Source organism: Pseudoroseicyclus aestuarii (assembly GCF_003217255.1).
Classification (GTDB): Bacteria; Pseudomonadota; Alphaproteobacteria; order Rhodobacterales; family Rhodobacteraceae; genus Pseudoroseicyclus; species Pseudoroseicyclus aestuarii.
Genome location: NZ_QJTE01000002.1, coordinates 744,043 through 768,134, shown reverse-complemented (window position 1 = coordinate 768,134; position 24,092 = coordinate 744,043). Strand labels below are relative to the sequence as shown.

At 68.6% G+C, this 24,092-nt stretch carries 23 protein-coding genes and 1 tRNA gene; 16 read left to right on the top strand and 8 right to left on the bottom strand.

Annotated features, from left to right (window positions below):
• The 14 genes from odhB (at position 1) to DFP88_RS08480 (ending at position 12,738) form a co-directional block, all read left to right on the top strand.
• Complete coding sequence (gene odhB, locus DFP88_RS08545) at positions 1-1,230, top strand: 2-oxoglutarate dehydrogenase complex dihydrolipoyllysine-residue succinyltransferase (RefSeq protein WP_110813999.1); 1,230 nt, start codon at positions 1-3, stop codon at positions 1,228-1,230.
• An 89-nt stretch (positions 1,231-1,319) separates the two neighbouring features.
• Positions 1,320-1,562, top strand: coding sequence for a hypothetical protein (locus DFP88_RS08540; protein ID WP_110813998.1), 243 nt, complete (start codon positions 1,320-1,322; stop codon positions 1,560-1,562).
• On the top strand, positions 1,559-1,969 hold the full coding sequence (locus DFP88_RS08535) for an MAPEG family protein (RefSeq protein WP_110813997.1): 411 nt from the start codon (positions 1,559-1,561) through the stop codon (positions 1,967-1,969). The genes DFP88_RS08540 and DFP88_RS08535 overlap by 4 nt, the downstream gene beginning before the upstream one ends.
• Before the next feature lie 14 nt (positions 1,970-1,983).
• Entirely contained in the window at positions 1,984-3,369 is a 1,386-nt protein-coding gene (lpdA, locus tag DFP88_RS08530) for a dihydrolipoyl dehydrogenase (RefSeq protein WP_110813996.1), read from the top strand.
• 192 nt (positions 3,370-3,561) lie between these two features.
• The gene (locus DFP88_RS08525) at positions 3,562-3,846 is read left to right on the top strand and encodes an STAS domain-containing protein (RefSeq protein ID WP_110813995.1); all 285 of its coding nucleotides are present in this window, start codon (positions 3,562-3,564) and stop codon (positions 3,844-3,846) included.
• Positions 3,847-3,850: 4 nt separating this feature from the next.
• Positions 3,851-4,219: a response regulator gene (locus DFP88_RS08520; RefSeq protein WP_110813994.1), complete on the top strand. Its 369-nt coding sequence runs from the start codon at positions 3,851-3,853 to the stop codon at positions 4,217-4,219.
• A 12-nt stretch (positions 4,220-4,231) separates the two neighbouring features.
• The gene (locus tag DFP88_RS08515; protein ID WP_110813993.1) at positions 4,232-6,367 is read left to right on the top strand and encodes a chemotaxis protein CheA; all 2,136 of its coding nucleotides are present in this window, start codon (positions 4,232-4,234) and stop codon (positions 6,365-6,367) included.
• Positions 6,364-6,837, top strand: coding sequence for a chemotaxis protein CheW (locus tag DFP88_RS08510; RefSeq protein ID WP_110813992.1), 474 nt, complete (start codon positions 6,364-6,366; stop codon positions 6,835-6,837). Before DFP88_RS08515 ends, DFP88_RS08510 begins: the two co-directional genes overlap by 4 nt.
• Complete coding sequence (locus tag DFP88_RS08505) at positions 6,834-7,784, top strand: CheR family methyltransferase (RefSeq protein ID WP_110813991.1); 951 nt, start codon at positions 6,834-6,836, stop codon at positions 7,782-7,784. Before DFP88_RS08510 ends, DFP88_RS08505 begins: the two co-directional genes overlap by 4 nt.
• Before the next feature lie 11 nt (positions 7,785-7,795).
• Positions 7,796-8,182 (top strand): response regulator, encoded by a 387-nt coding sequence (locus DFP88_RS08500; RefSeq protein WP_110813990.1) that lies wholly within the window; start codon positions 7,796-7,798, stop codon positions 8,180-8,182.
• Positions 8,179-8,559 (top strand): hypothetical protein, encoded by a 381-nt coding sequence (locus DFP88_RS08495; RefSeq protein ID WP_110813989.1) that lies wholly within the window; start codon positions 8,179-8,181, stop codon positions 8,557-8,559. The genes DFP88_RS08500 and DFP88_RS08495 overlap by 4 nt, the downstream gene beginning before the upstream one ends.
• A 118-nt stretch (positions 8,560-8,677) precedes the next feature.
• Complete coding sequence (locus tag DFP88_RS08490; protein ID WP_181418598.1) at positions 8,678-11,107, top strand: methyl-accepting chemotaxis protein; 2,430 nt, start codon at positions 8,678-8,680, stop codon at positions 11,105-11,107.
• 19 nt (positions 11,108-11,126) lie between these two features.
• On the top strand, positions 11,127-12,119 hold the full coding sequence (locus DFP88_RS08485) for a chemotaxis protein CheB (RefSeq protein ID WP_110813987.1): 993 nt from the start codon (positions 11,127-11,129) through the stop codon (positions 12,117-12,119).
• Positions 12,120-12,216: 97 nt separating this feature from the next.
• Complete coding sequence (locus DFP88_RS08480) at positions 12,217-12,738, top strand: chemotaxis protein CheD (RefSeq protein WP_110813986.1); 522 nt, start codon at positions 12,217-12,219, stop codon at positions 12,736-12,738.
• Positions 12,739-12,810: 72 nt separating this feature from the next.
• Here the strand turns inward: DFP88_RS08480 and DFP88_RS08475 are convergent, their stop codons facing one another.
• The 3 genes from DFP88_RS08475 to DFP88_RS08465 form a co-directional block, all read right to left on the bottom strand.
• The gene (locus DFP88_RS08475; RefSeq protein ID WP_245904742.1) at positions 12,811-15,252 is read right to left on the bottom strand and encodes a mechanosensitive ion channel domain-containing protein; all 2,442 of its coding nucleotides are present in this window, start codon (positions 15,250-15,252) and stop codon (positions 12,811-12,813) included.
• Between the two features lie 405 nt (positions 15,253-15,657).
• Positions 15,658-15,733 (bottom strand) — tRNA-Ala (locus tag DFP88_RS08470).
• 158 nt (positions 15,734-15,891) lie between these two features.
• The gene (locus DFP88_RS08465; protein WP_110813985.1) at positions 15,892-16,221 is read right to left on the bottom strand and encodes a TIGR02300 family protein; all 330 of its coding nucleotides are present in this window, start codon (positions 16,219-16,221) and stop codon (positions 15,892-15,894) included.
• A 210-nt stretch (positions 16,222-16,431) separates the two neighbouring features.
• Between DFP88_RS08465 and DFP88_RS08460 the strand changes: the two genes are divergently transcribed.
• Together DFP88_RS08460 and DFP88_RS08455 are read left to right on the top strand one after the other, a co-directional pair.
• A complete protein-coding gene (locus tag DFP88_RS08460; protein ID WP_245904741.1) occupies positions 16,432-17,145 on the top strand; it encodes a M48 family metallopeptidase in 714 nt (237 codons plus the stop codon).
• Complete coding sequence (locus tag DFP88_RS08455; RefSeq protein ID WP_110813984.1) at positions 17,142-17,819, top strand: GntR family transcriptional regulator; 678 nt, start codon at positions 17,142-17,144, stop codon at positions 17,817-17,819. The genes DFP88_RS08460 and DFP88_RS08455 overlap by 4 nt, the downstream gene beginning before the upstream one ends.
• 6 nt (positions 17,820-17,825) lie before the next feature.
• Here DFP88_RS08455 and urtE read toward each other — a convergent pair whose 3' ends face one another.
• From urtE to urtA, 5 genes are all read right to left on the bottom strand, one after another.
• Positions 17,826-18,521 (bottom strand): urea ABC transporter ATP-binding subunit UrtE, encoded by a 696-nt coding sequence (urtE, locus tag DFP88_RS08450; RefSeq protein WP_110813983.1) that lies wholly within the window; start codon positions 18,519-18,521, stop codon positions 17,826-17,828.
• 1 nt (position 18,522) lies between these two features.
• Entirely contained in the window at positions 18,523-19,254 is a 732-nt protein-coding gene (urtD, locus tag DFP88_RS08445) for an urea ABC transporter ATP-binding protein UrtD (protein ID WP_110813982.1), read from the bottom strand.
• Positions 19,251-20,438, bottom strand: a complete 1,188-nt coding sequence (urtC, locus tag DFP88_RS08440) for an urea ABC transporter permease subunit UrtC (protein ID WP_425450826.1) — start codon at positions 20,436-20,438, stop codon at positions 19,251-19,253. Before urtC ends, urtD begins: the two co-directional genes overlap by 4 nt.
• A 64-nt stretch (positions 20,439-20,502) precedes the next feature.
• The gene (urtB, locus tag DFP88_RS08435; RefSeq protein ID WP_110813980.1) at positions 20,503-22,434 is read right to left on the bottom strand and encodes an urea ABC transporter permease subunit UrtB; all 1,932 of its coding nucleotides are present in this window, start codon (positions 22,432-22,434) and stop codon (positions 20,503-20,505) included.
• Between the two features lie 58 nt (positions 22,435-22,492).
• Entirely contained in the window at positions 22,493-23,776 is a 1,284-nt protein-coding gene (gene urtA / locus DFP88_RS08430; protein WP_110813979.1) for an urea ABC transporter substrate-binding protein, read from the bottom strand.
• Between the last annotated feature and the right edge of the window lie 316 nt (positions 23,777-24,092).

The following is a 24,092-nucleotide window of genomic DNA, read 5'->3' as shown; positions in this document are numbered from 1 at the left end:
ATGACCGAAGTCCGCGTTCCCACCCTGGGCGAAAGCGTCAGCGAAGCCACCGTCGCCACCTGGTTCAAGAAGCCCGGTGACAAGGTTGCGGTCGACGAGATGCTCTGCGAGCTCGAGACCGACAAGGTCACCGTCGAGGTGCCCGCCCCCGCCGCCGGCACCCTGAGCGAGATCGTCGCGAACGAGGGCGAGACCGTCGGCGTCGACGCGCTTCTGGCGCAGATCTCCGAAGGCGCCGCCGAGCCCGCGACCGAGGCCAAGGCCCCCTCCGAGGAGGCGCCCAAGGACAAGGGCGAGATGACCGAGACCGAGGAGGCCCCGGCAGAGCAGAAGCAGGGCGAGAAGTCCGGCGAGGACGCGCCCTCGGCCAAGAAGATGATGGCCGAGAACGACCTCAAGGACGGCGACGTCACCGGCACCGGCAAGGATGGCCGGGTGATGAAGGAGGATGTCCTCAAGGCGCTGAACACGCCCAAGGAGGCCCCCGCAACGAAGTCCGCCCCGCGCGCGCCCGTCGCCGCCGAGGAGGCCGACCTCGAGGAGCGGGTGAAGATGACCCGCCTGCGCCAGACCATCGCCCGCCGCCTCAAGGAGGCGCAGAACACCGCCGCCATGCTGACCACCTACAACGAGGTGGACATGACCGCGGTCATGGACCTGCGGAAGGAATACAAGGACCTCTTCGAGAAGAAGCACGGCGTGAAGCTGGGCTTCATGTCCTTCTTCACCAAGGCCTGCATTCACGCGCTGAACGAGGTGCCGGACGTCAACGCCGAGATCGACGGCGACAGCGTCATCTACAAGAACTACGTCAACATGGGCGTCGCGGTCGGCACGCCAAACGGCCTTGTTGTGCCGGTGCTCCGCCGCGCGGATCTCATGGGCTTTGCCGAGATCGAGAAATCGATCGCCGAAATGGGCAAGAAGGCCCGCGACGGCAAGCTCAGCATGAAGGACATGCAGGGCGGCAGCTTCACCATCTCGAACGGCGGCGTCTACGGCAGCCTGATGTCCTCGCCCATCCTGAACCCGCCGCAGTCGGGCATTCTTGGCATGCACAAGATCCAGGAGCGTCCGATGGTCGTCGGCGGCCAGATCGTGATCCGGCCGATGATGTACCTCGCGCTCAGCTACGATCACCGCATCGTCGACGGCAAGGGCGCCGTGACCTTCCTCGTGCGCGTGAAAGAGGCGCTCGAGGACCCGCGCCGGCTGCTGATGGACCTGTAAGGGCGCCTGCCGGACAGGCATCCTGCGGAACCGGACGCCCTGTCCGGCCGTAGGGTGCCTGACCGCTTTGCACCATCCGGAGAGACGCCATGCAAATCCTGATCCAGATCGACACCCCGGACTTCGACGCCTGGAAGACCGCCTGGGACGACGACTACGAGGACCGGATGCAGGCCGGGCTCAGCCAGATGCAGATCTGGCGCGATGCCGACAAGGGCTCCACCGTGCTGGTGCTGCTGGACGCCAATGATCGCAAGAAGGCGGAAGCCTGGCTGTCGAAGGAGCGCGGCTTCGGCGGCGCGATGACCGCCACCTTCCTGCGCACCGCATGATCCCCGAGGTCCAGGTCCTGGCCCTCGCCGGGCTGCTGCAGGCGGTGCAATACGTGCTCGTCTCGGTCGCCGCGAACCGCGAGCTGGGGCCGGCCAAGACCCTCTCGCCGCGCGACCCGCAGCGGCTTGGCAAGCCGCTGGAGGAGCAGGCCAGCGTCGGCACCGGACGGCTGTTCCGGGCGCTGAACAACCACTTCGAGGGGCTGATCCTCTTCACCATCGCCGTCGTCGCGCTCGTGCTGTCGGACAAGACGATGGGTCTCACCGCCGCGCTGGCCTGGGTCTACCTCGGCGCGCGCATCCTCTACATGCCCGCCTATTACTTTGGCTGGGTGCCCTGGCGATCGCTGATCTGGGGCGTCGGCTGGCTCGCTACCGTCCTGATGATCATCCTCGCCCTTCTCTGACAGGAGTTTTCCCCATGGCTTCCTACGACCTCATCGTCATCGGCGCCGGCCCCGGCGGCTACGTCTGCGCCATCAAGGCCGCGCAGCTGGGCCTCAAGACCGCCGTCGTCGAAGGGCGAGAGACGCTGGGCGGCACCTGCCTGAACGTCGGCTGCATCCCCTCCAAGGCGCTTCTGCATGCGACCGAGATGCTGGCCGAGACGCAGCACAACTTCGCCAAGATGGGCCTGACCGCCGAGACCTCGGTCGATTGGCAGAAGATGCTGTCCTACAAGGACGAGAGCATCGGCCAGAACACCGGCGGCGTCGAATTCCTGTTCAAGAAGAACAAGATCGACTGGCTCAAGGGCTGGGGCTCCATCCCCGAGGCCGGCAAGGTCAAGGTCGGCGACGAGGTGCACGAGGCGAAGAACATCGTCATCGCCTCCGGCTCCGAGCCGAGCAGCCTCAAGGGCGTGGAGATCGACGAGAAAACCGTCGTCAGCTCGACCGGCGCGCTGACGCTTGGGTCGATCCCCGAGAAGATGGTCGTGATCGGCGCCGGGGTGATCGGGCTCGAGCTTGGCTCCGTCTACCGCCGTCTCGGGTCCGAGGTAACGGTGATCGAATACCTCGATCATATCACCCCCGGCCTCGACGCCGAGCTGGCGCGCAATTTCCAGAAGATCCTGACCAAGCAGGGCATCCAGTTCGTCCTTGGCGCCGCCGTGCAGGGCGTCGAACTCGCGGATGGCCGCGCCACTGTCACCTACGAGGCGCGCAAGGATGGTGAGACGGCGAGTATCGAGGCCGATGCCGTCCTCGTCTCTACCGGCCGCCGCCCCTTCACCGATGGCCTCGGCCTTGCGGACCTCGGGGTCAAGATGACCGACCGCGGCCAGATCGAGGTCGATGCGCATTTCGCCACCAGTGTCGCCGGGGTCTATGCCATCGGCGATGCCGTCCCCGGCCCGATGCTGGCGCACAAGGCCGAGGACGAGGGTATTGCCGTGGCCGAGATTCTCGCCGGCCAGGCGGGCCATGTGAACTACGAGGTGATTCCCGCGGTGGTCTATACCCACCCCGAGGTCGCCTCGGTCGGCGCCAGCGAGGAGACGCTGAAGGAGCAGGGCCGCGCCTACAAGGTCGGCAAGTTTCCCTTCATGGGCAACGCGCGCGCCAAGGCCAATTTCCAAGCCGAGGGCTTCGTGAAGATCCTCGTCGACAAGGAGACGGACCGCATCCTCGGCGCCCATATCATCGGCCCGATGGCCGGCGATCTGATCCACGAGGTCTGCGTGGCGATGGAATTCGGCGCCGCGGCCGAGGATCTCGCCCGCACCTGCCACGCCCACCCGACCTATTCCGAGGCGGTGCGCGAGGCCGCCCTCGCCTGCGGTGACGGCGCCATCCACGCCTGAGCCACCGCTCCTAGACCGCATCTTCGACGACCGGCCGCCCCCCGCGGCCGGTCGTTTGCGTTTTATGCCCTCCGCGTCCGGCGAGAAGGGCGGCGATTTACCTCGTGTTAGAGACCTGCGTCGTACCCCGTGACGAAGCGCTGGCGGCCAGTCCGCCCGCACCGTCTTTCCCGGAGTGCAGGATCGCCGCCCATGACAGACGACGCACGGAGCTTCGCGCTTCCCCCAGTACCGTCCCATGACGACTGCAATGCCCTGGCGCAATTTCTGGCCGCCAGCGGCGCCGCAGAGGGCACGCAAATCGACGCCTCGGCCGTGCATCGCTGCGGCGCGCTGGCCGCGCAGCTTCTGGTGACAGGCGCCGAACAGGCCCGCGCCGGCGGCCATGATTTCGCGATCCAGGCCGCCTCGGACGGCTTCATCGCCAGCATTCGCGATCTCGGCCTGACCGAGCACCTCCCCATCGAAGGAGCCTGAGGGAATGACGATCAGCGTTCTTGCCATCGACGATTCCCGCACCATCCGCGAGCTGCTGCGCCAGTGCCTCGAAGGGGCCGGCTTCGCCGTCGAGACGGCGGAAGACGGGGTCGACGGGGTCGACAGGTTCAATGGCAGCTCCCCGGATGTCGTCATCACCGACATCAACATGCCGAACATGGACGGCTTCGGCGTGATCGAGTCGATCCGCGGCGGCGGCCGCAATCGCACGGTCCCGATCCTCGTCCTCACCACCGAAAGCGCCGCTGATCTCAAGACCCGCGCGCGGGAATCCGGGGCCACCGGCTGGATCGTGAAGCCCTTCGACGATCAGTCCCTGATCTCGGTGCTGCGCCGCGTCACCGGCGCCTGAGGAGGAACGGCGATGAGCACGATCCGCGACACCTTCTTCGACGAATGCGAGGACCTTCTCGAGGCCATGGCCGAGGGCCTCGCCGCCATGTCCGACGGCACCGCCGACGGCGAGACCGTGAATGCGGTCTTCCGCGCCGTCCACTCCATCAAGGGCGGCGCCGGTGCCTTCAAGCTCGAGCTTCTGGTCAGCTTTGCCCATACCTTCGAGACGGTTCTCGACCAGGTCCGCTCCGGCTTCCTGACCGCCGAGGGCGAGCTGATGAAGGTGCTGGAGCGGTCGGGCGACATGCTCGGCGATCTGGTGGCCTCCGCCCGCGACGAGGAAGAGGCCGACGAGGCTGCCGTCGCCGCGGCCTGCGAGACGCTGGAGGCCTTTCTCGGCGAGGTCGAGGACGAGGAGGAAGAGACGGATTTCGTCTTCTCCGCCGTCACCATCGACCTCGACGATGCGCCCGAGGCGCCGAAGGAGGGCAGCTTCCGGATCCTCTTCGCGCCCAAGGCCGACCTCTATGCCAATGGGCACGAGCCCCTGGCCCTGCTCCGCGCCCTCAAGGAGATGGGCGAGATCGAGGTGACCGCTGGGTGGGATGCCCTGCCCGATCCCGCCGGTCCCGACTGGGACCAGCCCGCTCTGACATGGACCGTGCAACTGACGACCACGGCCGATGCCGACGAGATCGCCTCGGTCTTCGAATTCGTCGAGGGCCTCTGCGACCTGCAGATCGAAGCCGACTCCGACGCGCCGGAGGCATCCGCCGCCCAGCCCGAGGAGGCGGCACCGGGTCCAGTCGCCGCCGGGTCAGCCCCCGAGGCGCCCCCGGTCGAAAGCCCCGCGCCCCCTCCCTCCGCGCCCGCGCCGGCCGCCACGGCTGAAAGCGCCAAGCCCGACAGCAAATCCTCCGAGAGCAAGGCCCCGCAGGCCGCCTCGGGCCCGCGCGCGACGCTGCGCGTGGACCTCGACCGCGTCGACCGGCTGATCAACACGGTCGGAGAGCTGATCATCAACCAGGCGATGATCGCGCAGCGGCTCAAGGAAGCCGACCTGCCGCCGAACGCCGACCTGATGGGCGATCTCGACGACTACAAGATCCTCGCCCGCGACATCCAGGAAGGCGTGATGGCGATCCGGGCACAGCCGGTCAAGCCGCTGTTCCAGCGCATGAGCCGCATCGTCCGCGAGGCCTCGGACGCCACCGGCAAGGAGGTGCGGCTGGTGACGGAGGGCGAGAACACGGAGGTCGACAAGACCCTGATCGAAAGGCTCAGCGATCCGCTGACCCATATGATCCGCAACGCGATCGACCACGGCATCGAGAAGCCGCAGAAGCGGATCGAGGCCGGCAAGGATCCCGTGGGCACGGTCAGGCTCGCCGCCTTTCACCGCTCCGGCAACGTGCTGATCGAGATCGGCGACGACGGCGCTGGCGTGAACCGGCCGCGCGTGAAGCAGATCGCGATCGACAAGAACCTGATCCCCGCCGATGCCGAGCTGACCGAGACCGAGATCGACAACCTGCTGTTCCGCCCCGGTTTCTCGACCGCCGCCGAGGTGACGAACCTGTCCGGGCGCGGCGTCGGGATGGACGTGGTCAAGACCGCGATCAACCAGCTCGGGGGCCGCATCTCCATCGCCTCCAAGCCCGGCGAGGGGTCTGTCTTCTCCTGCGCGATGCCGCTCACGCTTGCCGTGCTCGACGGGATGGTGGTGACGGTGGGCACGCAGACCATGGTCGTGCCGATCGCCTCGGTGCTCGAGACCATCCGCCCCCGCCCCGAAGAGATCCACAAGGTCGGAGTCTCGGGCCAGGTCCTGTCGATCCGCGGCACCTACGTGCCGATCATCGATCTGGCCGTGAGCCTGGGCCATGACTGCGGCCGGGACCGGCACCTGCGTGATCTCGTGCTTCTGCTGGTCCAGACCGAGGGGCACGAACAGGTCGCCCTGGCGGTCGATCACATCTCGGACCAGCGCCAGGTCGTGATCAAGAGCCTGCAGGGCAATTACGGCGCGATCGAAGGCATCTCCGCCGCGACCATCCTCGGCGATGGGAAGATCGCGCTGATCATCGACACAGACGCCGTCGCCGCATCGGCCGGACCCTTCCGGCTGTCCGACGCACGCCCGACCGAGGAGCTTTTCGAATGAGCGACCCCAAAGCCACCGCCGTCTCCAGCACCGGCGCCGTCGAGTTCGTCAGCTTCGTGGCCGGCGGCCAGAATTTCTGTATCCAGATCACGCAGATCCGCGAGATTCGCCGCTGGGCCCCGGTGACCATGCTGCCGCATTCGCCGAACTACGTGCTCGGCGTCATCAACCTGCGGGGGGCGGTGATTCCCATCGTCGATCTCGCCTGCCGCCTCGGCTTTCCGCAGACCGAGGCCTCCGAGCGGCATGTCATCATCATGACCTCGCTCGGCGAGCGGGTGATCGGCCTCCTGGTCGATTCCGTCTCGGAGGTGATCAGCGCCAGCTCCGACATGCGGCGCGAGACGCCGCAGGTGCCGCAGGACGAAAGCCGCCGCTACATCTCGGGCCTCATCGCCCAGGACGAGGGCATGACCCGCATCGTCGACATTGAGGCGCTGATGCCCCCCGTCCCCGGAGCCGCGGCATGACCGCCCCGGCGCAAACCACGGCGGCCCCGCCGCCCACGGGCGACTTCGCCTTCGACGATGCGGACTTCAACGCCATCGCCCGGATCGCGCAGGAGGAATTCGGCCTGCACCTCGTGCCGTCGAAGAAATCGCTGGTCTACTCGCGCCTGTCCAAGCGGCTGCGCGAGAACGCGATGAAGGATTTCGGCAGCTACCTGCGGTTTCTCGAAAGCGACGGAGGGGGCGAGGAGCGCTCGGCCCTTCTCAGCGCGCTGACCACCAACGTCACGAACTTCTTCCGCGAGCAGCATCACTTCGACATGCTCGCGAACGAGGTCCTGCCGCCGCTGATCCAGCGGGCGCGGGCGGGCGGGCGCGTGCGCCTCTGGTCCTCGGCCTGTTCCAGCGGGCAGGAGGTCTGGTCGATGGCGGCCACCCTCCACAAGCTCTGCCCGGAGGCAGCCTCGCTCGACATTCGCATCCTGGCGACCGACATCGACCCGGTCATCCTGCAGAAGGCGAAGGCCGCGCGCTATGCCGAGCGGGACGTGGCGGCGATCCCCGAGGCGATGCGCAGCGCAATGCTGACCAAGGTCGCGGGCGCGGCCGAGGAGGTGGAAATCCGCCCCGAGCTGCGCGCACTCATCAGCTTCGGCACGCTCAACCTGATCTCGCCCTGGCCCTTCTCGGGCAAGTTCGACGTGATCTTCTGCCGTAACGTGGCGATCTATTTCGACAAGGCGACGCAGGCCCTGCTCTGGCATCGCTTCGCCAGCCTGCTGCCCCCCGGCGCACATCTGATGATCGGTCATTCCGAGAGGGTCGCCGGGCCGGCGGAAACGCTCTTCGCCTCGGTCGGCGTCACGGCCTACCGCCGCAACGAGACGGCCTGCCCGCCGATCCCCTCTTTCCCCTCCCCCGCAGCCAAGGCCGCCGCGCCGAGGGCCGCCACCACCCGCCGCTCCTAGGAGACACGAAGATGAGCCTCAAGGACTCGCTCACCGTCATGGTCGTGGACGACATGTCCACCAGCCGCGGCATCGTTACCAACTGCCTCGAAGAGATGGGCGTGTGGAAGATCAGGACCGAGAACGACGGCAAGGCCGCGTTCCAGTCCCTGGCCGCGCAGCCCGTGCACCTAGTCCTGTCGGATCTCAACATGCCGGGTCTCGACGGCCTGGGCCTGCTCAAGGCCCTGCGCGAGAACAAGTCGACCGCCAAGATCGGCTTCATCCTGGTCACCGGAAGTCCGAATCCGCAGCTGATCCAGAAGGCCGCGGCGCTCGGCCTGAACAACATGATCAAGAAGCCCTTCACCACAGAATCGATGAAGAAGAGCATCGAACAGGTCGTGGGCCGGCTGTGACGGAGCGTCCGGGACACGAGCCCCTGCTGCGAGAGGTTCTCGGCCTCGCGGCAGGCGAGACGCTGCGCCTGCGCCAGCTTCTAAACGGGGTCGAGGGAAGCCTCTTTCCGCCCGCGGCGGAGGCCGTGCCGAAGGCTGGCCGCATGGCCACGGGAGGCAACGGCAGCACGCTGCAGGCGATCGACCTCGTTCAGCAGTCGATGGACGATCTCGCGGCCTTTCTCGCCGGCCTGTCCGGCGCGCTCGAGGGCGACGAAAGGCTCGATCTGCGTCCTGCCCTCTCAAGCCTGAGGCTACGCGAGATGCGAGCCGCCCTCGATCCCGCGCAACGCGGCGCCGCGCCCCCGCAGGGCCCGGCGCGGCCGGAGCTGTTCTAGCCCCGCGCAATCTGCGGCCCCGCCCGGGGCCGTCTTAGTCATTTCTCAACGTCGCGGGCCCATGCTGCTGCGACATCTCTCCCCCGAGCCTCTTGGGGGTCCAGCACGAGGATTTGCGATGATCAGGAAGTTCGACCGAATTGCGATCGGCATCAAGATGCCTGCGATGATCGCCGTCCTGTGTCTGATGGTCAGCGCGAGCGTCGCGACCTTGGGGTTCATCGAATTTCGCCGCGCGGTGCAGATGGATACCGAGCGGACCTACCGGCTCATCGCTCACGACTTCACGGTCAAGCTGAACCAGTGGCTCGATTCCCTCAGTGCCAGCGCGGTCGTGCAATCCGACGCCTCGTCGACACGGGCCGCCATGCTGCAGTTCCAGCTTGCCCTGGACAACAGCGATGACGCGTTTCGCAACTCCCTGATCCAGGACTTCGCCAGCGGCGATGCCGAAACGCGGCTGAGGCGGCTGCAGCCGGAGGATCCGTCGCCCTATGGCGCCGTGCATGCCCGGTTCCACCCCAATTTCGTCGAGCTGGCCGAGGCCTACGATCTCTATGATGTCTTCCTGATCTCGCCCGAGGGCCGGATCGTCTACAGCAGCTACAAGGAGAGCGACTACCTCGGTGACCTGCGCACCGGGCAGCTCGCCTCCTCCGGCCTCGCGGAGGCCTTTGAGAGGGCCGCTTCCGCGCCGCCCGACACCACGATCCTGACCGATATGGCGCCCTACGGCCCCAGCGACGGCGCGCCGGCGATGTTCATGGCCGCGCCGATCCATTACAGCAATGGCGACCTGGGCGGCGTGCTGGCCTATCAGATTCCGACCGGACCGCTCTACACGCAGGGCCAGTCCGCGGCCGGTCTCGGCACCACCGGCCTGATCCTGGTCGCGGGGGAAGACGGACTTGCCCGCAGCGGCACGGAGGGCGCCGGCGGCCTTTCCGCCCTGCAGCAGCTGCCGGATCACGCGCAGGTGCAGGCGATCGAGACGGGTGACAGCTACTGGACCTTCGACGGAATCGGCCTCGGCGGCGCGCCCGTCGCCACGCTGAGCCAGCCGATCAGCCTGATGGGGCTCGACTGGGGTCTCATCATCCAGCAGGATCTCGAGGAGCTTCTGGCCCCGGTCCAGCGCGAAATGCTGATCGAGGCCGCGGTCGCCATCGTCAGCACCATCCTGGCCTGCGCCATCGGCTGGTATCTCTCGCGCACCATGACGGTACCGATGCAGAAGCTGACCGAAACGATGCGGCGCGTCGCCGAGGGCGACTACGACGTCAATCCGCGCGCCGCCGACCGTGGCGACGAAATCGGTCAAGTGGCGACGGCGCTGCTCAAGTACCGCGATGTCCTTCGCGAAAACGAGAAGATCGAGGCCCGGCGCGAGGCGAAGATGGCCGAGCAGCGGCGGATCGTCGAAGCGCTCAGCGTCGGCCTCGAGTCGCTGGCGGGCGGCAACCTCGCCCAGCCGATCGAGGAGCCTTTCCCCGAGGAATACGAGGCCCTGCGAAAGAACTACAACCGCGCGGTCGGCGGCCTCTCCGAGGTCATCAGCGAGGTGGTGCGCAACGCCGGCGGGATCGGCAACCACGCGGGCGAGATCAGCTCGGCCTCCGACGACCTGTCGCGCCGCACCGAGAGCCAGGCCGCGACGCTGGAGGAGACCGCCGCCGCCCTCGACGAGCTGACGCAGAGCGTGAAGACCGCGGCAGAGCGTGCCTCGGAGGTCGAGAAGATCGTGAGCGACACCCGAGAAGAGGCCGTGCGTCAGGGGGCCGTCGTGCAGCAGGCTGTGGAGTCGATGAACGCGATCGAGCGCAGCTCGGACGAGATCGGCCAGATCATCGGCGTCATCGACGACATCGCCTTCCAGACCAACCTGCTGGCGCTGAACGCCGGCGTCGAGGCGGCCCGGGCCGGCGAGGCCGGTCGCGGCTTCGCGGTCGTCGCCTCGGAAGTGCGGGCCCTCGCCCAGCGCAGCTCGGATGCCGCCAAGGAGATCAAGACCCTGATCAGCGACAGCGCGCGCCAGGTTCAGGACGGCGTGGGGCTCGTCGGCAAGGCGGGCTCGGCCCTGACCGATGTCGTCGATCGGGTCGAGGGAATCGTCGGCCTCGTCTCCGACATCGCGCGCGGCGCCAAGGAGCAGTCCACCGGCCTCGACGAGATCAACACCGGCGTCATCCACCTCGACCAGGTCACGCAGCAGAACGCGGCCATGGTCGAGGAATCGACCGCCGCGAGCCACGCGATGCGCGGCGAGGCGGATGATCTGAAACAGCTGGTTGCCCGCTTCACCCTGCCGTCCGGCGCCGGGGGCGGCAAGACATCCGCGGCTCTGGCCTCGGCGCCCGGCACGCGAGTCGCCGCGACCGCGCCGTCGAAGGCCGGCAGTTTCGTCAGCAGCCGTGCCAAGCCTGAGCTTCGGCTGGTCGACGCCCCCACCTCGTCGGGATCGGCGGGCGGCGCAGGCTCTGGCGGGGGCGCGAAGAAAAGCGCCGCCGCGGGCGCCGGGTCGGACGACGCCGTCTGGGAACAGTTCTAGGAAGTGAGGCGCCTGTAGGATGGATGTGCTTCTGGCCCATTCCCTTCCCGTTCGTCGCGGCCGGCTCGAGGCCCGGCTGAAGTCCGGCGATGGGCTGCACCTCGTGGCGACGGCCCGGGACCTGACGGAGACCTGGGACGCCGCAGAACACCTGCGACCCGATGTCGTCGTCATTTCCGCCGAATTGGCCGCCGCGGAGGAGTTCGACTGCCTCGGCGCCCTCCTCGACGCGGAAGGTATCGGGTGCCTGGTGCTGGCCGCGGCGGCCGACGGCGCCTCGGCCGGGGCGACGGTTCGGTCGCGGCCGGGGCTGGCGCTGCTGCGGACGGAGCCGGAAGCCGAGGAGTTCTTCGACCTGATCCGCCGGCAGCGCCGGACCCGCCCGATCAAGGCAGCTCGCGTCAAGCCGACGACTAAGCAGGTGGAGCCTGCGCAGGCCTTCGATCCGCAGAAGCTGATCCTGATCGGTTCTTCCACCGGCGGCGTCGATGCCCTGCTGAAGCTGCTGACGCAGTTTCCGGCCGACTGCCCTCCGGTCGTGGTCCTGCAGCACACCGGCGCCGCTTTTGCCGCCAGCCTGATCCGCCTGCTCGACAGCCAGATCCCGCCGCGCGTCGTCGCCGCGACCGATGGCATGCCGGTGCAAGGCGGCCATGTCTACATGGCCCCGGGCGGCGGCGAGCACCTTGAACTGGCGCGGGGAACGCCGCCGCGCCTCTGCCTTCGGCAGGGTCCGCCGATCTCCGGTCACGTCCCTTCGGTGGATGCGCTCTTCACCTCGGCACGGCCTCTGGCGCAGCATTGCGTCGCCGCGATCCTGACCGGCATGGGCCGCGACGGCGCCGAAGGGCTTCTGGCCCTGCGGCAGGGCGGCGCCCGAACCATCGCGCAGGACGAGGCCTCAGCCGTGGTCTACGGCATGCCGCGTGTCGCCTGGGAGATCGGCGCCGCGGAGGAGCAGCTGCCGCTGTCGCAGATCGGGTCGCGCCTTCTGAAGGCCTGCCGCGCATGACCCGCAACACGACACTGCCGTGCCTTTGCCAAGGGGCGGCTGGCCGCCGCGGCGGCCCCGTGCATCAGGCGCTCCAGTCCAGCGAGAGGGCCCTGCGATGAGAAGTGTCACCGTGATCCAGGGCGATTACGCGACCTCCTGCGACAGCGAGGTGCAGATGAACACGATCCTTGGCTCCTGCGTCGCGGTCTGCCTTTACGACCGTGTCGCGGGGGTCGGCGGGATGAACCACTACCTCCTGCCCGGCGATACCCGCACCTCCAACGGGACGGCGCGCTACGGGGTCCACCTGATGGAACTGATGATCAACGCGCTGCTCAAGAACGGCGCCCGTCGCTCCAATTTCGAGGCCAAGCTCTTTGGCGGCGCGCATGTCACCGTCACCGGCAGCTTCGAGAACATCGGCGACCGCAACGTCCGGTTCGGCCGCGACTTCCTGTCGCGAGAGGGCATTCCCATTCGCGGTGAGAGCGTCGGCGGCGCCGCCGCGCGGCGCCTTCGCTTCATTCCGACGACGGGAGAGGTCCGGCAGATGCTGGTGCCGATCCAGCAGGCCCCGCCGGTCACCCCCGCCCCGCCGAAGCCGGCCGCGCCGGCCCCGGATATCACGCTGTTCTGACGGCACCGGCCCGCGGCTGCCCGCCCCGGGCCGCGGCGCAGGGCGGGCAGCGGGCCCGGCGGCATGGTGCCCTCAGCCGGGCTGCGCGCCGGGGGCCTCGTCGCCTGCCGAGGAGTCGCGGTCGGCCTCGGCGCCCCCTGTCGCCCCGTCCTGTGCCAGATGCAGCGTCTGGGTGCGGCCGGCCTTCGTCTCGCCGAAGTACAGCGTCTGGTGCGGGAAGGGGATCTCTATGCCGCGCTCGTCGAAGATGCGCTTGACGATCTCGTTGTAGGCCCGCCCGACGCCCCACTGCTTGCCCGGCAGGGTCTTGATCCGGCACTTCAGCACGACGGCGCTGTCGCCGAAGGCATCAAGGCCGAACCATTCCAGCTCGCTGGTCAGGAAGGGGCCGTTCTCCGGGTCCTTCTGCAGCTCGTCGAAGGCATCGAAGAGCGCCTGCTTCGCCTCGCCCACGTCCTCGCGGTAGGCCACGCCCATGTCGAGCACGTAGTAGGAGAAATCGCGCGTGTAGTTCGACACCAGGTCGACCGAGCTGAAGGGGATCAGGTGATAGAGGCCCTGCAGGTCGCGCAGGCTGACCGAGCGGACGGTCAGCTTCTCGACCACGCCGGTGATGCCGCCGGCGGTGACGACGTCACCGACGTTGATGGCATTCTCGAACTGGATGAAGATGCCGGTGATGATGTCCTGCACCAGCTTCTGTGCCCCGAAGCCGATGGCGAGGCCCAGCACACCGGCCGAGGCCAGCAGCGGCGCGATGTCGAGGCCGATCTGCGACAGGGCGAACATCAGCGTCAGCACCACGATGGCGATGGTCGCGGCGTTGCGCAGCAGCGTCAGCAGGGTCTGCTCGCGCGCCGTCGGGACAGAGCCGAAATCCGGGTTCAGCCGGTAGTCGACCCAGGAGCTGAGACCGAGCCAGAGCACGAAGCTGGCGAGGATGATCGCCCCCACGCTCAGCACCCCGGCCGAGAGGCGCAGGCCGACGCGGCTTTGCAGCCAGCCGCTGGTATCGACGATCGACAGCGTATCCAGCACGACGGCAACCACGACGACGGCGATCAGCACGCGCAGCACCATGAGCACCCGCGGCACGAAGCCGTTCAGCCGCCGCTCGAGCAGGGGCAGCCGCGCCTTCACGTGATCGGGCAGGTAAAGCCCGCGGGCGATCGCCCGGCCCAGCAGGCCGGAGACGATCAGACCGACGACCACCACCAGCACCACCCGCCCGGAGGCGCCGATGGCCTGGGCTACCGCGCCCGGCGGGCGGGTGAGGATCGTCACGCCGATGAAGGCGAGCCAAGCCAGCGCCAGCCAATGCCAGTTCAGCGCCAGCGTCGCGAAGGCGCCCGAGCGCGAGGGCCGGTAGGAAGGCGCCTCGTCCTCCGGGGCGGGCGGCCCTTCGAAGCTGGCGGTGCCCGGGGTCTGAGACAGCGGCCGCATCACCGGCTCTTCCTCGGCCGAGGCGTCCTCTGCCTCGCCCTCCGGCCCCTCGGCCAGCGGATCGGCGACGACGGGCTCCGCGCCCGGGGGAACGGGGGTGCGCCCCTGCTCCAGCAGCCAGCCCGCGACCGCGCGCCGGTGGCGCAGCACGGAGAGGCTGACGACCAGCAGGACGATCATCGAGATCAGCGCCGAGAGACTGCGCCCCGCCGCGAGAGAGGTATTGGCATTGAGGACCGGCACCAGCAGCAGCTGGCCATAGCCGGTCAGGGTCACCACCATGGCCAGCAGGCGGTAGATCAGCTGTGCCGGGCGATCCGCCAGCGGCAGCGGCCGCATGTCCCCGGTGGCGGGCGAAAGCACGAGCCGCAGCACCACCTTGATCCCCTCGACCACCAGGAAGGCGTTCAGGTACAGCACCTGCCGCAGCCCGATCTCGCCGTAATCGCCGAACCCGACGAGCATCGCGGCATAGCCCAGCGCCCAGGCCGCCAGCACCGTCACGAGATCGACTGTCTCGGCCCCGAGGAAGATCAGTATCCGGCGCCCCCAGCTGGCGCTGCGCGCCCTCGCCCCCAGCCGCCGGTAAAGCGGCAGGGCCGACCGCCGCAGCAGCACGAAGACCGCCACGGTTACGGCGATCACCACCACCAGATCGCCCAGCAATTCCGCCACCAGCCCGACGTCCCAGTTGCCCAGGCCAGTGAAGGCGTCGGGGATGCTGCGCAGCGTCGCCCAGAGGCCCTGCGCCTGGGCTGCCACGCCTTCAGCCACCCCTTGCGTGACGACGGCTAGCTGCCGCGCCAGCGAGAGGACCGGCACCTCCTCGTCCGGAGCCGCGGCGGCCTCGGCGGTGTCCGCGCCGGCCTGCTGCAACTCTGCGATTAGCTTCTCGCGCGCGGCATCGTCCTGCAGCACCGACAGCAGCGCCGCCATCGGATCGGCGGGGGCCTGCGGGTCTGCGGCCTCGCTCTGCTGGGCGGATGGCGCCAGGACGGACTGCGCCCAGGCGCCCTGCGCGATGGGCAGCAGGAGCGCGAGCAGCAGGAGGGCACGGGCGACTGGTTTCACATCGGTCCTCGTTCGGTGCGGATGCAGCCCGCCTCCTAGGGGCGCGCCGCCGGCCTGGCAACACGGGCCGCGACCCCGTGCTATCACCATAGCGACAGCGGCGCCAAAGGCGGCGCGGCACGGGCATCCTCCCGTCGCTCGCAACGGGAGCCCTGCGCCATCTCGTTGCATCGACAGGCGGTGTGCTTCGTTGAGCAAGGGCTGGGTGAGGTGGGCCCAACGTCCTACCCAGTCTGCATGAGCAGACCCACCCGTTCAGGATACAAGACCGAGACCTGGCCGCCCCACACCGAAGCGCTGAAGCAGCCTGGCTCCCCGAAGCCGGCAAGACAGCGCCCGTCTGCGTGGCAGAGGCAATGCCTCTGACGAGAGAAGCCGGCGTATCTGGTGCTGTCCAAGAGAAGATGGTGGAGCCTAGGGGGATCGAACCCCTGACCTCTTGCATGCCATGCAAGCGCTCTCCCAGCTGAGCTAAGGCCCCATCCGTGATGCGGGTTCCTAGAGAGAGCGCCGGGGGAGATCAAGCGTAAAAAACCGATCTGCGCCGGGTGACGGAGCGTGAGGCAGGCATCAGGCCCCGCCCAACGAAAAAGGGCGCCCGAAGGCGCCCCGTTCCAGATGCCGGCGGTCTGCCGCGGCTCAGTCCTCGTCCTCGGACTTCACGTCGGGCAAATCGTCGATCGAGACGTCGTCGCCGTCCTCGTCGTCGTCGAGGACCTCGTCGCCGAGATCGACATCCTCGTCCTCGTCGTCGTCGTCCAGCAGCAGTTCCTCGTCATCCTCCTTCGAGGCGCGCATCTTCTTGGTCTGCGAATCCTCGGCATCGGCGACCATGGTGCGGTTCTTGCCCTGGTCGTAGGTCACCGTCTCCCCGGTGTAGGGGCTGATGATCGGATTGTTGTTGAGGTCGTAGAAGCGCTTGCCGGTCGTCGGGCAGACACGCTTGGTTCCCCATTCTTCCTTGGGCATGACAGTCCTTCCAGAAAGCTCGTTCAAGTCCCGGTGCGGCCGCGCCGCAGTGGCCCTGCGGCAGGGCCGTGCGGCGGCGGCAAAATGCGGCGCCGAAGCGGGCCGCGGGCGGCCGCTCTTGCGGCGGATCGCGGTCCCCTGCCATAAGCCGGGGGAAGAGTCAAAGGCCGAAGGGCCGGACCAGGGGCAGGACGGGGGCAGAACGGGCCGATGCGCAAGCCAGCCACCGAGATGGAAGAGCACGTGCTGCCCGGCCCGCCGCCGATTCACGTCACGCTGCGCCGCTCTGCCCGGGCCAGCCGCATCTCGCTGCGCGTGGCCCGGCGCGACGGGCGGGTCACCCTGACGCTGCCGCCGCGGGCGCGCCGGGCGCAGGCCCTGGCCTTCCTGGCCGAGCGCGAGGCATGGCTGCGCGGGCACCTCGAGGCGGTGCCGCCGGTGCAGGCGGTGCGGCTGGGCGGCACCCTGCCCTATCGCGGCGGCACGCTGACCCTCGCCCCTGCCCCGGTCCGCCGCGCGGCACTCGAGGGGGACCACCTGCTCCTGCCGGAGGAGCCCGCGCGGGCCGGCGCCCGCGCCATGGCCTTCCTCAAGACGCAGGCGCGCGACATGCTGGTGCCGATGGTGGCGCACCATGCCGGGGCGCTGGGGCTGCCGCATGGCCGCGTAACGCTGCGCGACACCCGCTCGCGCTGGGGGTCCTGCACGGCGCGGGGGGACATCATGCTCAGCTGGCGGCTGGTCATGGCGCCCGAGGCGGTGGCCGATTACGTCGCCGCGCACGAGGTCGCGCATCTGGCGCGGATGGATCATTCGCCGGAGTTCTGGGCCGTGGTGGCGCGGCTGGTACCGGACTACGACCGGCACCGCCGCTGGCTGCGCCAGCATGGCGAGGCGCTGCACCGGGTGGATTTCTCGGCGTGACCGGCAGCACCCCGCCCGTCGCCCCGATCTCTCCGGCCCGCGCCTCTGATCCCACCGGCGCCGCCCACGACCGGGTCTATCGCCAGCTGCGCACTCGCATCCTGCATGGAGAGATCCTGCCGGGCGAGGCGCTGACCCTGCGCGGCATCGGCCGCGACTACGGCGTGTCGATGACCCCCGCGCGCGAGGCGGTGCGCCGGCTGGTGGCCGAGGGGGCGCTGACGCTCTCCTCCTCGGGGCGGGTCGCCACGCCCGAGCTTTCGGACGACCGGATCGAGGAGCTGGCCAGCCTGCGGGCCATGCTCGAGCCGGAACTGGCGAGCCGCGCCCTGCCCCGCGCGCATTTCGCGCTGATCGACCGGCTGGAGGGGATCAACCACGGCGTCAGCCAGATGATCGCGCGGCATGATGCCTCGGGCTACATCCGCATGAACCTTGAATTTCACCGCGCGCTCTACCTGCGCGCCCAGGCGCCCGCGATCCTTGCGGTGACCGAGACGGTCTGGCTGCAGTTGGGTCCGACCATGCGCGCCCTCTACGGCCGCCTGCGCCGGACGGAGCCGCCCTGGCATCACAAGCTGATCCTCGCCGCGCTGAAGGCCGGTGACGAGCCGGGGCTGCGGCTCGCCGTCCGCACCGACGTCACGCAGGGCCTGCGCATGCTCAAGGGCTGAGCGCGCCTAGAGCGAGATCTCGGCCAGCAGCCGCGCGCGATCGACACCCTCGGCCTCTTCGCGAAGAACCACTTCGCCGGACTTCAGCGCCACGAAGCGATCCGCCGCCGCGACGGCGAAATCGAAGAACTGCTCGACCAGGACGATGGCCATCTCGCCCTCGGCCCGCAGGGTGGCGATGACGCGCCCGATATCCTTGATGATCGAGGGCTGGATGCCCTCCGTCGGCTCGTCCAGCAGCAGCACCTTGGGCCGGGTGACCAGCGCCCGCGCGATGGCAAGCTGCTGCTGCTGCCCGCCCGAGAGGTCGCCGCCGCGGCGGTGGCGCATCTCGGCCAGCACGGGGAAGAGGTCATAGATGCGGTCCGGCACCCGGCGCCCGCCGCGCGGCAGGCAGGCAAAGCCGCTCTCGATGTTCTCGGTGACCGTCAGGCGAGGAAAGATCTCGCGCCCCTGCGGGACATAGGCGATGCCGGCACGCGCGGCGCGGGCCGCCGTCGGGTGGCCCAGATCGCGCCCCTCCAGCACGATGCGTCCGCCGGTGAAGGGATGGCGCCCGGCGATGGCCTTCATCAGGGAGGTCTTGCCGACCCCGTTCATCCCCATCACCGCCGTGACGCTGCCCGCGACGGCATCGAGGTCGACGCCATGCAGCACCTCGCTTTGCCCGTAGCGCAGGCTCAGATCGCGCACCTCCAGCATCTCAGCGCCCCAGGTAGACGTCGATGACGTCCTGGTTCTGCGTGACGTGATCGAGCGATCCCTCGGCCAGCACGCGCCCCTCGTGCAGCACCGTGACCCGGCAATCCAGGCGACGAACGAAATCCATGTCATGCTCCACGACGACGACGGCATGCCGCCGGGCAAGCCGCTTGAGAAGATCGGTGGTATGCTCGCGCTCCGCCGGGGTCATCCCGGCGGCAGGCTCGTCCACCAGCAGCAGCCGCGGCTCCTGCGCCAGCAGCATCCCGATCTCGAGCCATTGCTTCTGGCCATGGCTCAACTCTCCGGCCAGCCGGTCCAGCTGCGCCGCAAGGCCCACCTCCTCGGCGAAATCGAGCAGCCGCCCCTCGTCGGCGGGCAGGCCGAAAAGGACCGAAAAGGGCCCGCGCCGGTCCTTCAGCGCCATGGCGAGGTTCTCGCGCACCGTCTGATCCTCGAAGACCGTGGGCTTCTGGAACTTGCGCCCGATGCCGAGCCGCGCGATGGCGCTTTCGCTTTGCCCGAGGATGTTGCGATTGGTCTCGCCCCAGAGGACCCTGCCGCTGTCGGGCCGGGTCTTGCCGGTCACGATGTCCATGAAGGTCGTCTTGCCCGCGCCGTTGGGCCCGATCACCGCGCGCAGCTCGGGCTCGCCGATGGCGAAGGACAGCCCGTTGATGGCCTGAAAGCCGTCGAAGCTGACCGAGATGCCGTCCACTTCCAGAAGCGTCATTCCGCGCCCTCCTCGGGCCGCTTGGCGCCCGTGTCGGGGCCATAGGCCGCGCGGCGGGCCGGGCCGCGCCGCCGCTGGGTCCAGAGGTCCACCAGCCCGCCCAGCCCCTTGGGCGCGAGCAGCGTGACCAGCACGAAGCTGACGCCCAGCAGCACCAGCCACCATTCGGTCCAGCGGATCTCGTAGACGCCGAGGTCCAGATCCGGCGCCCCGCCAGAGGTGAACCAGTTTGACACGAGGCTGACCGCGATGGCGCCGATCGCCGCGCCATACAGCCGCCCGCGCCCGCCGATGGCCACCCAGACGGCAAGGTAGATCGAGGCGATGGGTGCCACCTCGCCCGGGTTGATGATGCCCGCCTGCGGATAATAGAGCGCCCCGGCGATGCCGGTGACCACGGCGGTGAGGGTGAAGGCGAACAGCTTGAACGATTCGACGTGGTAGCCGAGGAAGCGCACCCGCGCCTCGTCGTCGCGTACCGCCCGCAGCACGCTGCCCATGCGGCCCGAGACGACCCAGGCGAACAGCAGGTAGCCCAGTGCCAGCGCGAGGGCCGAGGCCCAGAAGAAGGCGATGGAGATCTGCGCCTGCGAGGCGGCGGGAAAGCCGGGGATGTTCTGCAGACCCGACAAGCCGTTGTTGCCGCGCAGGCCGGTGTCGTTCTGAAAGAGGTACAGCGACAGCGCCAGCGTCATCGCCTGCGTCAGGATCGACAGGTAGACGCCGGTGACGCGGCTGCGAAAGGCGAGCCAGCCGAAGACCAGCGCCAGCAGGCCCGGCACCAGCACCACCATGGCCAGCTGCAGGGGCAGCGAATGGGCAAAGCTCCAGATCAGCGGGATGTCGGAGCTTCCGACCACGCCGAAGATCTGCCCGCCGATCCCCTCGCGCAGCTCGCCCGGCGTCGGCGGCAGGGCGCTGGCAGCAAGGTTGGAGGCGACGATGGCCTCGGTCCGCGCCCACATCAGCCACATGCCGATGGCGTAGCCCCCCAGCCCGAAGAAGGCCATGTGGCCGAGGCTGAGGATGCCGGTATAGCCCCAGACCACGTCCATCGCGACCGCCGCCAGCGCCAAGCACAGCGTCTTGCCCAGCAGCTTCACGAAGGAGGTGGAGATCATGTCCGCCCCCGCCAGCACGGTCACCAGCACCGCGAAGGCGGCCAGCGCCACAAGGAAGACCATGGTCGAGGTGCGGCGGACCGGCGGGCGGCCGGACCGCAGGGGAAGGGCGGCGTCGGTCATGCGCTCAACCCTCCGCCGCGCGGCCACGCAGCGCGACGATGCCGCGCGGCCGGACCTGGATGAAGAGGATGATGAAGAGGATCATGTAGGTCTGCGCCGCCAGCGTGTTCGAGGGGTTGAAGCCCTCGATCACCTTCTGCAGCACGCCGATCAGCCCGGCCCCCGCGAGAGTGCCCCAGACATTGCCAACCCCGCCCACGACCACGGTCATGAAGCTTTGCACGATGTAGTTCGCCCCCATCTCGGAGGTCACCTGCGCGTAAAGGCCGATGGCCACGCCCGCGATCCCCGCGATGCCGGAGCCGAGGCCGAAGGTCAGCATGTTGATGCGGTCCGGGTCGATCCCCATGGAGCTCGCCATGCCGGGGTTCTGCGTCACCGCCCGCACCTCGAGGCCCAGCCGGGTGCGGTTCAGGATGAAGAGCAGCAGCCCGAGGAAGACGAGGGCGAGGACGAAAATCGCGATGCGGATGTAGCTGATCGAGACCAGCTCGTTCACCACCCATTGCCCCGACAGCCAGTCCGGCGAGGTCAGCGGCCGCGCCTGCGTGCCGAAGATATTCTTGGCCAGCTGCTGCAGCGCGATGGAGATGCCGAAGGTCGCGAGCAGCGTCTCGAGCGGGCGGTGATAGAGATGCCGGATCACCAGCCGCTCCATCGCGATTCCCGCCGCGGCGGTGACCGCGAAGGCCAGCGGCAGCGCGATGATCAGCGACAGGGTGTAATCGGGCACGAACTGCTGCACGAGATAGCCGGTATAGGCGCCCATCATGATGAATTCGCCATGGGCCATGTTGATGACGCCCATCACCCCGAAGGTGATGGCAAGGCCAATGGCGGCAAGGAAGTAGATCGAGGCGAGGCTCAGCGCGTCCAGCGCGAGATCGGCGGTGCGGTTCAGCACCACCTGCGTCTCGACCGAACCCAGCGCCGCGCGGGCGGCCTCGATGACCTGCGGGTCGCCTTCGGTATAGCTGGCCTCGAAGCGATGCGCGGCCACGGCGGCCTCTATCTGCTCGGGCGTGACGAAGGGCTCAACCAGCCCCTCGGCGGCCAGCCGGTCATAAGCCTCGCGCCGGGCGGCATCGGTGTCCATCGCCGCCAGCGGCAGGCCGGCGACCGTCTCGCCTTCGGCATTGGCGAGGATCGCGTCGCGGATCGCGGCGGGGGTGACCAGCGGCGGGGCAAGCCCCTCCTCCACCAGCCGGGCATAGGCCTCGTCCCGCGGCAGCCTCAGCGGCAGCGCGCCCGGCTCTTCCGCCTCCGCCGCCGGCACGATGCGGTCGCGCGTCGCGAGGATATCCGAAAGTGCCGCGCGCGCATCGGGCGTGATGGAGCCGGCCATCGCCTCGATCGCGGCGACGCGCTCCTCCGTCGTCTCGCCGTAGCGGGCGGTCAGGATGTTCAGCAGCCGCAGCTTCTCGTCCCGGATCAGCGGGCTTTCCTCCGCCTCGATCGAGGCGGCGAGCGGCTCGATCTGGTCGGCATCGGGGCGCCGCGCGATGGCCTCCAGCGCCCGGCGGCGGGTGGAGGCATCGGGGTCGGACAGCCGGAACTGCACCAGCGCCGCGCCGATCACCCGGCGCACGCCGCCATTGGGCCGCACCTCGCTCAGCGCCCCCGATGGCGCCTCGCCCACCGCCGCGCCATCGGCGATGTCACGCAGGACGGTCATGCCGCCCTCCTCTTCGCCGGCGATGTAGAACAACCCGTCGCCTTCGTTCAGCACGACTTCGCGGTTCTGCCAAGCGTCGAGGAAAAGGGGCGCGCCCGGCACGCCCGCCTCCAGCAGGTCCTCGATGACCACGCCCACGCTGCGGCGGCCCGGATCGGCCACCTCTTCTGCATGGCTCTGAAGGATATCCTGCAGCGTCTCCTGCGCCGCGGCGGGCGCGGCGACCGCGGTCAGGAGGATGGCGAAGAAAAGGCGCAGCATCGGTCTGTCCTGCAAGAGGGGTCCGGGGCCGCGATTGCGCGCCCCCGGGAGGATCGCCCTAGTAGTTCGAGGTGATCTGGACGCAGGTCTCGGTCTCGGTGTCGTACATGCCGCACTCGAGCTCTTGCCAGTCGCTCTCGAGGACCGCGCTTTCCGGCAGGTAGTCGGTCCATGCATCGCCCGGCACGGGATCGGTCTCGGAGATGATGTCGAACTGCCCGTCCTCGCGGATCTCTCCGATCAGCACCGGCTTGGACAGGTGATGGTTCGTGCCCATCACGGCCGTGCCGCCGGTCAGGTTCGGGTACTCCTGCCCCCACATCGCCTCGCGCACGGCGTCGACATCGGTGGTGCCGGCCTCCTCGACCGCGTTCACCCACATGTTGAAGCCGATGTAATGGGCCTCCATCGGGTCGTTGGTCACGCGGCTGTCGTCACCGATGAAGTCGTGCCAAGCGGCGATGAACTCCTCGTTCTCGGGGGTGTCGGCGGACTGGAAGTAGTTCCAAGCCGCGAGGTGCCCGACGAGGTTCGAGGTATCGAGGCCCGAAAGCTCTTCCTCGCCGACCGAGAAGGCGACGACGGGGATGTCATCGGCGCTCACGTCCTGAGCGGCCAACTCCTTGTAGAAGCCGACGTTGGCATCGCCGTTGATGGTCGAGATCACGCCCACGAGGCTGCCGTCCGAGCCCAGCTCGATCACGTCAGAGACGATGGTCGACCAGTCCGACTGGCCGAAGGGCGTGTAATTGACGAAGATGTCCTCTTCCGCGATCCCGTTGTCCATCAGGTAGGATTCGAGGATGTTGTTGGTCGTGCGCGGGTAGACGTAGTCGGTGCCCAGCAGCGCGAACTTCTCGATCCCCAGCTCCTCGAGGAAGTAGTCGACCGCCGGGATCGCCTGCTGGTTCGGCGCGGCGCCGGTGTAGAAGACGTTGCGAGAGCTCTCCTCGCCCTCGTACTGCACCGGGTAGAACATCAGACCGTTCAGCTCTTCGAGGACCGGCAGCACGGATTTGCGGCTGACAGAGGTCCATGCGCCGAACATCACGTCGACCTCGTCCTCGGTCAGCAGCTGACGGCCCAGCTCGGCGAAACGCGGCCAGTCCGAGGCGGGGTCGACCACCACGGCCTCCAGATCGCAGCCCAGCAGCCCGCCGGCCTCGTTCTGCTGCTCGATGAGCATCAGCATCGCGTCCTTCAGCGTCGTCTCCGAGATCGCCATGGTACCGGACAGCGAATGCAGCACGCCCACCTTGATCGGGCAGTCGGCCTCCTGCGCGGCGGCCGGAAGGCCCGCAAGGACGAGGGCAGTGGTCAAAGAAAGAGTGCGTAGTGTCATCGTGCTTCCTTGATGCAGAGGCGGTATCCCGGCCCCGGGGCCGCAGCAGCCGGGGACAGGGACAGCAGCCTGGCGGCGCGGATCGGGGGCGTGCGTGTTGCGCACGCAGCGATGACAGGCTGCGACCGGGCGCCGGGACTGTCAGCGGTGCGCAACCGCCGAACGGGCGCCATGACAGCATCTGCACAAGTTTTAAGCGGAATTATTGACACACGCATGAGGCGTGATCGGGCAAGAGATGTGACACTGATCGAGAAGGATCGCGCCGCCGGATGCGCCAAGGCAAGTCAGGACGGGTCGCTGGGACCGGGCCCTT